Origin of the sequence: Hydrocoleum sp. CS-953 (assembly GCF_002260545.1) — a bacterium.
In the GTDB taxonomy this organism is placed as follows: Bacteria; Cyanobacteriota; Cyanobacteriia; order Cyanobacteriales; family Microcoleaceae; genus Trichodesmium.
Map to the genome: position 1 here is coordinate 1 of NZ_LGSU01001140.1, position 7,206 is coordinate 7,206.

The following is a 7,206-nucleotide window of genomic DNA, read 5'->3' on the forward strand; positions in this document are numbered from 1 at the left end:
CTCCCCACCCTCCCCAAACTTCCTTGAAGCACTACCTATTCCTCCTTTTTCAAATCTCCTTCTTCCCAAATTTGGAGTTGTCTTTCAGCAGCAATAAAATTGTTAATTGATTTAGGTGGATAAACAAAATGGTCATAAGCAAGAGCCATTTGTCTAGCTGCCTCCTGATAGGAAACTTTACCTATTCCTGTACCCAACCCTGGACAGACAACTGTTCTAATTTGTTGTTCTTGCTGACGGTTATGGCGTCGTACTGCAAGTAACATTGCCCACATAGCGACGTAAGGAATATCAGTGCCAGCAATGGACATAGGTACGCGCATTGTGGGTGTATGAGCAAGAAAAGGATGTTGAGGATGACCTGTTTCAACTATCATGGATGTACCGACAGGTTGTTCTCCCAGATATTCATCTAAAATTTTTTGCTGAACTGAAGTCATTAGAGAATCACCAAAATATCTAATAATTGCCGCATCTATGCCACCATCCATAAGTCCGAAAGAGTTAGCTGGACTTACTAAACAGTCATATTCTGGCACTGCTTCAAAATAGTTATTAATGATTTCTATATTGGGTAAATAATGGAAATGTTCTGCAAAAGCGTTAGACAAAAGTGGGTTGGGAGCTACTAAAATTAGTTTCATAATAATATCATTCCATCAGCTATTGATAATAGGAATAGTTTAATAATTACCTCATTTTCAAAACAGATAGGATTGGTTAACAGGACAATTTTTGATTTTTTTTATCCCTAAAACAATTTAATTTAGCAATACTTGGTGAAAGTTGTATTACTCAAGTATAAAGAGAAATTGGGGATAGCTTAAGTAAGCATTCAGGTATTAGCTTTCCCTTCGTAATAATTTTGCACCAACCAACTAATTAATAAGAAAAACTAGCAAGGAATACTTTTAGAGTAACTTTGAATTTTTGCTGAATCTTTTAACTCTGATTCTTCCTTCAAAAAGCAGAAGTTCATGGCTGATAGCTAATAGCTGATTGCTGAATGCTTACAATCATAATTAATTAACCGGAGATGATATAAATTAGTTAGACAAAAATATTTTTCATTTCTACTTTGAAAATATTTTCTATTGTTTTCCCGGCTGTTTTTTCATCCCACTGAAGGCTATTGAGAAAAGTTTCTGCTGCATGGGTTTCCACAACATCAACACCCCATTCTCCCGATTGGAGAGTATCAGGAGAATCACTTAATGGAGGAGTTTTTTTCAAACCTCCTAAAATCAATATATCAACAATTAAATCTTTGCCATTTTTTTGAGTTATCCGTTTTTCTATTAATGCTTCAGCGCATTTTTCACCAACTTGATGCGGAGCAAAAACCTGAGTTTCAAATAAAATTTCTACCATCCAATGGGGATGATTTAATTCCCGACATTTAAACTCTGGATATTTGCTTAAACCATCGATAAATACTTGAGCAAATTCAGCTCGGTTTAATTCAGGAAGTGTATTTTCTGAAAGTTCAAAATTGTGAGAAAGTAACATTCGTCCGGTTTGAGATTCAGTCATTTCAGTTATTAGTTATTAGTTATTAGTTATCAGTATCTCATGCAATAGGGAAGCTTGAAATACTGAAGCTTACTTTTTTTTCCTTAACAGGAGAGACTTGAGACCCTATTTTTTCCTGATTCTTTTCTGTGTTATTTGCACAGTAAACTTTAAATCACAATTTTATATATTACCAGAAGATAGATAAAATTTATCAAGATATTAATTTCTAATAAAAATGCTGTGTGATACCAATTCACTTTAAAGATGTCACAAATAATTTCCTGGAATTACTCTATAATTAGGGTTTGCTGATTAAATCTAAAAGCATTAACATTCTAAAGCTTCAGCCTTTTTAGGTCGAAAAAAAAGTGAAACTTTTCTAGCTGAAGCTACCAAAAACTTAGGATTAAAGGCTCACTATGAAAGAAAAATCAAGGGACTATTTTTCCAACTACCTCCTCTAAATTATCGGTTTATCCTGACTCCTGACTCCTGACTCCTACCCTCCACAAAAATAGTTATTCAGCAAACACTAATTAAAGTTTTTGGCATACAAAATCTTAATGCATGAATTTTGAATTTTGACTTTTAACTTCCGTGAAACGGTATGACTATTTTCTCCACAATAATAAAACTATAAATACTGACAGTAAAATTACTTCTGTTCCTAATAAACCGTAAATAGTTTCTCGCTGTTGTTGGGTAAAAGCAAAATAATCGAGAAAAACTGTATAAATCACAAATTGAGAAAAAATTCCCACTAAAAAGCAAATAATTCCCCAAGCTTTTCCTTGCCATAAACCGATAGCAGCAGCAATATCAAGTATTCCATAAATTATATCTCCTATTTGCCAAGTTCGAGGAGTTTCTAACCAAGGTTGTTCGCCGAAACCTACTATATTGGCAACATGAATTAATCCACTGTAGGTAAAGACAAAAGCAAGAATTTTTAGATATATTCCCATCCAGGAATTATTGGCAATTTGTGCAAGATAATTCATATTTTAGTTTGGATAAAATTTGGAATATTGCGGGTTTAATTGACAAATAATCAACAAAATCAGCACTTTTATTCAGAAGATATTATTTAATAATATGACTGATAAATTTGGCGGAATTGCTCGATATTTTTCACAGTCTTTAAAGAAGCCATAATTGTTTCTAAAACCTGAATATTTTCAATAGTATTAATCTCTGAAAATATCTCTTTTCCTGACTCGCCAAATTTCAATTCTAATCCGATTTCTATTCCCGAAAGTATTCCACGTTGTTCACCTTGTTGTTGACCAATTTCAATTCCTATTTGTTCACCTTGTTGTTGACCAATTTCTACTCCTTATTGTAAGATTTGTTGATACCAAGGAGATTGTTGTAAAACTGCCATATCCCACCTCATTATTTGTTGTACTATTTCCGTTTCTAATACAAATGTAGCAAAAAATGCTAGTAAATTTTATAATTATGAGAGTTTTTCATCCTCCCTTAAAAGTTGCAATTATTGTCTCACAGTTGCTTTTTATCCTCCTCCTTTAAGAATAGGAATAAAAGGCATTCAACAATTAATAATTAATAATTAATAATTAGGCTAGAGGTACTGATAACTGTTAACGCAGTTCCTCTGCAAGAGGCTAACTGATAACTGAAATGACTTACCCATTGGAAGTCTGAAGAAATAATTTCTTTGACAGTAATATTGGTAATTTCTGTCACCCATTCTAGCCAACGACTAGGATAAATTCCAATTAAGCGTTTACTGCTAATATCAACTTTTTTTGTCATCATACAACCAACTCCGATATTCAGAATTATTATCTTTCATTTCTTCATATAACCAAACCATCCGATCTAGAAACCACATTTTACCTAAAAGTACCAGAATAATTCCTAATAATGTCGGCCAAATATTCAATTGAATTAATCCCCAAATACAAAATGGTAAACCAACAAAAGAAATTAGATTCAGAATATTAATCATCGGTTGATGATGTTTAGGAATTTCAACTTTTTGACGGTTTAACCAGACTCTTTCTCCTAAGACTGCTTTGGAAAACCAATTATTTGTTGAGGTTGGTTTTGGAAAAATTCGCGGATTAATCCAAGTCCAAATAATTAGAATAATAATCGGAATTAGACACCACCAATTAATCCAAGTTCGACTCCAAATAGAAACAATAATTAAAGGTAATATGGGAAATCTAGTTAGTACACTCCAGGGATTAGTATGATGTGCCCAAACTTTATATGTCATTTGAAAGAAGTTAGCGATTTTTTGTTCGGTTGTCATAATAAAAATTTTTATTTTTAAGGAAGTTATCAATTATAGAAGGGAACAGGAAACAGTTGCAAAAACATTTCCGCCTTCTAGATTCATCATCAGTCATTTACAGGTATTTATTTGATTCTATGGGACTAGCAAAAAAGTAGACTACCAGCTAATTTATAGAGTAGAGATTGCTACTCTGCGAGAAGGCTTCGCCTAGGGCTAGGTTGACTCTTTCCGGTTAAGGTTGAGTCTAATATCACCGCTTCGCCATGACAGACACAGGCTTTTTTTATGTACTAATAATTGGTACTTTATTAAGTTGCAAATCTCTATCTTTTTCCTGAAGCATTTCTAATTTAACTTTCTTGATTAGGTCGAGTATTTTTTCCTGAGAATCATATCCTTTTGCTTTTGCTATTTCCCGCATAATTTCAAATTCATATGGCTCATTTTTGACAACAAGAATAATGTCTATTTCACCATTATTAAACTCTGGAGGAACAGTGATTTTTACTTCTCCATTTTTTACCAAAAAATCGGGTATCAAGCCTCCCCTTTCAAGGGGATGAAAACAAATCAAGTTCAATATTTCAATCCCAATACTTTCCTAGGTCATGCTGCGCAAACAGGCAGAGGTTCAGTTATCAGCCTTTTTAGTTATCAGTTATAAGTACCTCTATGGAATAAGGAGGCTTTAGACCACAGTTTTTCGGTAAAAGTATGTATAATAATTTTTTTAGGTTTGCTTGAAGTAAGAAAGTTTTTATGGTTGCGGAGAATCAATGTTTGTATTTGTAGATAATATTATAGTAATTGTAAAAATTATTTTATTGAGCTATGACTTCTCCTAAAACAAATATGCAGAATCAGATATCACGACGTTAATGAATCAGATAGTTAAAAAACCAGAAATTGGGTTTGTATTGGATATTATCCTGTCATTGGGACAATAGGAAGCAATCTCGCGTCACGCCTGAGATTGCTATCCGTTCCGGAATGCTCTGCAAACCTTCCACTCCGTTACAGTCGCAATGACCTACTTCAGCACATCTTAAATGGTGCCCTGCGACAGATTGTTAAATGGTTTTCAAAGTCTAAATTTTTGCCGTCTTTTCATGTCGCGCAGCGTTTTTCATGTCGGCGACAGCCGTTTCGCTGCGCGACATATAAAGCGGAGCTTTGCGCTAGCAAAACGGAGTTATGCGACAGCAAAACGTACCCTACAAATTTTGCTTTGACTGCTATATTATGGTTAAAAGGGTTTGTATTGGATATTATCCTGTCATTGCGACGATAGGAAGCAATCTCGTGCTACCCCTGAGATTACTTCCTTCCACTCTGTTCCAGTCGCAATAACTTGGGTATGTTCATTAATGGATAATTACCTTAATGAAAACCTTAACGGAATTGAATATTAAGGAAATATCCTCGCACTTTTCTCTTCAATTCGATATGATAACTGAAATGACAGTTGTACTCAAGCTCTGAATGCTTGAGTACAACCTTGTTTTTTAAATTCTGTCGAACTCGTTGCTAAACTGACTAAACAGAAAAACCGAAAGCGTCATTACAATACGACATCATCAGTATAAATAAATATACTCGTGTCCGTCAAGTCTGATAGTTCAACGTTTTCTACCACAAATACGAGATCGCCATTGGCAGTGTCATCATCGTAGGAAATGAATGTATCTCCCGAATCGAATCTCATTATATAATCATCAGCATCTCCGAACAACTTAATTTTATCGCCATCACCAAAATCCTTAATAATACCCTTGTCTTGATTGCCACGCCCAATGTAATAACCAACATTCTCTCCACCGACGAAAGTATCTGCACCTGCGCCACCATAGAAGGTATCTACCTCACGAGAAGATGAACCTAAAATATCATCTGAACCTACAAGATAATCGTCACCGCGACCACCAGTGAGGGTATCGTTAGCGGCACCGCCAATGAGGGTATCGTTACCGCGACCCCCCTTAATGCTATCGCGGCCATCATCACCAAAAATGATGTCGTTCTTGCCACCACCATTAATTACATCGTCACCGCCACCACCATTAATGACATCGTTACCGCCACCACCATCAATGACATCGACATCAGCACCACCATCAATGGTATCGTCACCGCCACCACCATCGATGGTATCGCGATGTTCACCACCATTAATTACATCGTTACCGCCACCACCATCAATGGTATCCCTACCACTTTCACCATCAATGGTATCGTTGCCGCGACCACCAGCAATGCTATCGTCACGGCTGCCACCATTAATGCTATCGTCACCACCACCACCATTAATGGTATCGTTACCACTTTCACCATCGATGGTATCGTCACCGCTACCACCATCAATCTCATCGCCATCAGCACCACCAAAAATGGTATCGTCACCGCTACCACCATTAATGGTATCGCCACTATTACCACCATCAATCATATCGTCACCGCGACCACCATCAATGCTATCATTAGCGCCACCACCATCAATGGTATCGTCACCTTTGCCACCATTAATGGTATCGCTACCCTCGCCACCATCAATCATATCGTCACCGCGACCACCATCAATGGTATCGCGACCACCACCACCATCAATACTATCGTCACCGCGATCGCCATTAATGGTATCGTTACCATTACGACCATCAATGGTATCGTCACCGCGATCGCCATTAATGGTATCGGCACGATTAGTACCTTTTAGAGCATCGTCATTAGAAGTACCGTTTATGTCAGCCATGATCAATTAATTCCTCTTATTTAAAAAAGTTTTGGTGTTTTCAAGTTATGACAGATTTGACTAACCACCCAAGTGCTTAACTGCAACATAAGAATTAGTCACTGCTATCAAATAAGGTTCTAAATTTTTATCGACAAACTTCAGGATCGCCGGATATTCCTGAAAAATCACTAAAATACTTTGTCTCCAGCTTAAAACCCGCGTGTCGTTATTCAACTAGGAGATAAACCTTCCAGGAGCTTTCCTCCGGTCATTTTTTATGTTTTTGAGGTTGTTGTTAAAACCGTAATTTTATCTCTTTGTCTATATCTTTCCCATATATTAACTGTATCAGGACTTACGGATGATGTACTAAAAACTAGGATTTGAGATTACTACACTGTTGGTGGCAATGAGCAAAATACGTTTTAGTGCGTCACTACTACATGGTAAATTTACCTATCCCTCCGTGTCAAGGCAAAACTGCCATCTTTACTGAATCTTCATAAAACAAGTAAAATACTCCCAAGTCTTTACTGAATGCTCATAAAAAAAACAAATATTTGTGGTATTTTCCCGAAAACCCAGCTTCTTTATCCGTTGATAGCAGCAACATTTTCTGGTAATTTTCAAAAGGCAAAACTGCCAATTTCATTGTATCTTCATAAAACAAATAAAATCCTGCCAAATCTTT

The 7,206-nt window shown here is 36.1% G+C and carries 9 protein-coding genes; all 9 read right to left on the reverse strand.

What is annotated here, in order from left to right; all coding sequences use genetic code 11:
• Positions 1 to 35: 35 nt before the first annotated feature.
• The 9 genes from AFK68_RS17890 to AFK68_RS36970 all read right to left on the reverse strand — a co-directional run bounded on the left by AFK68_RS17890 (position 36) and on the right by AFK68_RS36970 (position 6,749).
• A complete protein-coding gene (locus AFK68_RS17890; RefSeq protein WP_094673937.1) occupies positions 36 to 644 on the reverse strand; it encodes a macro domain-containing protein in 609 nt (202 codons plus the stop codon).
• Positions 645 to 1,050: 406 nt separating this feature from the next.
• Positions 1,051 to 1,533, reverse strand: a complete 483-nt coding sequence (locus tag AFK68_RS17895) for a DUF2656 domain-containing protein (RefSeq protein ID WP_094673938.1) — start codon at positions 1,531 to 1,533, stop codon at positions 1,051 to 1,053.
• Positions 1,534 to 2,126: 593 nt separating this feature from the next.
• Positions 2,127 to 2,516, reverse strand: coding sequence for a hypothetical protein (locus tag AFK68_RS17900; RefSeq protein ID WP_094673939.1), 390 nt, complete (start codon positions 2,514 to 2,516; stop codon positions 2,127 to 2,129).
• Positions 2,517 to 2,602: 86 nt separating this feature from the next.
• Positions 2,603 to 2,746, reverse strand: a complete 144-nt coding sequence (locus tag AFK68_RS39200; RefSeq protein ID WP_210407478.1) for a hypothetical protein — start codon at positions 2,744 to 2,746, stop codon at positions 2,603 to 2,605.
• 335 nt (positions 2,747 to 3,081) lie between these two features.
• On the reverse strand, positions 3,082 to 3,297 hold the full coding sequence (locus AFK68_RS39205; protein ID WP_210407479.1) for a hypothetical protein: 216 nt from the start codon (positions 3,295 to 3,297) through the stop codon (positions 3,082 to 3,084).
• Entirely contained in the window at positions 3,278 to 3,799 is a 522-nt protein-coding gene (locus AFK68_RS17910; protein WP_094673940.1) for a DUF6653 family protein, read from the reverse strand. Before AFK68_RS17910 ends, AFK68_RS39205 begins: the two co-directional genes overlap by 20 nt.
• Before the next feature lie 268 nt (positions 3,800 to 4,067).
• Positions 4,068 to 4,325: a hypothetical protein gene (locus AFK68_RS17915; protein ID WP_094673942.1), complete on the reverse strand. Its 258-nt coding sequence runs from the start codon at positions 4,323 to 4,325 to the stop codon at positions 4,068 to 4,070.
• Positions 4,326 to 5,345: 1,020 nt separating this feature from the next.
• Positions 5,346 to 6,533: a calcium-binding protein gene (locus AFK68_RS17920; RefSeq protein WP_094673941.1), complete on the reverse strand. Its 1,188-nt coding sequence runs from the start codon at positions 6,531 to 6,533 to the stop codon at positions 5,346 to 5,348.
• Positions 6,534 to 6,593: 60 nt separating this feature from the next.
• On the reverse strand, positions 6,594 to 6,749 hold the full coding sequence (locus AFK68_RS36970) for a hypothetical protein (RefSeq protein WP_168186530.1): 156 nt from the start codon (positions 6,747 to 6,749) through the stop codon (positions 6,594 to 6,596).
• Between the last annotated feature and the right edge of the window lie 457 nt (positions 6,750 to 7,206).